The sequence below is a fragment of the Actinomadura soli genome (genome assembly GCF_005889715.1).
Lineage (GTDB): Bacteria > Actinomycetota > Actinomycetes > Streptosporangiales > Streptosporangiaceae > Spirillospora > Spirillospora soli.
In genome coordinates this window covers 1-1,397 of record NZ_VCKW01000564.1, presented here as the reverse complement: position 1 = coordinate 1,397, position 1,397 = coordinate 1, and the positions used below count along the sequence as shown (strand labels likewise).

1 protein-coding gene is annotated in these 1,397 nt (G+C 70.3%); it reads left to right on the top strand.

Going from position 1 to position 1,397, the window contains the following annotated elements; translation table 11 throughout:
* Window positions 1-1,397 (top strand): glycerol kinase GlpK (gene glpK / locus ETD83_RS41840; protein WP_138650770.1); only part of this gene is annotated, 1,397 nt, incomplete at both ends.

Sequence of the window (1,397 nt, the reverse complement as noted above, 5' to 3'; positions counted from 1 at the left end):
GGCGGGATGGGTGGAGCACAACCCGACCGAGATCTGGGAACGCACCCGCGCCGTCATCCAGACCACCCTGAACAAGGCCCACCTGACCCACGCCGACCTGGCCGCGTTGGGGATCACCAACCAGCGTGAGACGACGGTGGTGTGGAACCGGCGGAGCGGCCGCCCGTACTACAACGCGATCGTCTGGCAGGACACCCGCACCGACCGCATCGCCGCCGCCCTGGAGCGCGACGGCAAAGGCGACGTCATCCGCCGCAAGGCCGGTCTTCCTCCGGCCACCTATTTCTCCGGCGGCAAGATCCAGTGGATCCTGGAGAACGTCGACGGCGCCCGCGAGGCCGCCGAGAACGGCGATGCGATCTTCGGCAACATCGACACCTGGGTGCTGTGGAACCTGACCGGCGGGACCGACGGCGGCGTCCACGTCACCGACCCCACCAACGCCAGCCGCACCATGCTGATGGACCTGGAGACCCTGGACTGGGACGACCAGCTCCTGTCCTTGTTCGGCATCCCGCGCCGGATGCTGCCGCGGATCGAACCGTCCTCGGCGCCCGAACCCTACGGGGTGACCCGCGCGGAGGGCCCGCTGGGCGGCCAGGTCCCGCTGACCGGCATCCTGGGCGACCAGCAGGCCGCGACGGTCGGGCAGGTGTGCTTCGCGCCCGGCGAGGCCAAGAACACCTACGGCACCGGCAACTTCCTGCTGCTCAACACCGGGAACGAGCCCGTCCGCTCCGCGCGGGGCCTGCTGACCACGGTGTGCTACCAGTTCGGCGACCACGCGCCGGTGTACGCGCTGGAGGGGTCGATCGCGGTGACCGGGTCGGCGGTGCAATGGCTGCGCGACCAGCTCGGCATCATCTCCGGCGCCGCGCAAAGCGAAGCCCTGGCCCGCCAGGTCGACGACAACGGCGGCGTCTACTTCGTCCCCGCCTTCTCCGGCCTGTTCGCCCCCTACTGGCGCTCAGACGCCCGCGGCGCCATCGTCGGGCTGTCCCGCTTCAACACCAACGCCCACCTGGCCCGCGCCACCCTGGAATCGATCTGCTACCAATCCCGCGACGTCGTCGAGGCCATGCGCGAAGACTCCGGCGTCGCGCTGGACGTGCTCAAGGTCGACGGCGGCGTCACCGCCAACGAGCTGTGCATGCAACTGCAAGCCGACATCCTCGGCGTCCCGGTCTCACGCCCCGTCGTCGCCGAGACCACCGCCCTGGGCGCCGCCTACGCCGCCGGCCTGGCCGTCGGGTTCTGGACCACCACCGACGAACTACGCCGCAACTGGAACCAGGACCGCCGCTGGGAACCCACCTGGAACGACGACCAGCGCCGCCACGGCTACGCCGGCTGGAAGAAAGCCGTCACCCGGACCCTCGACTGGGTCGACGTCGACT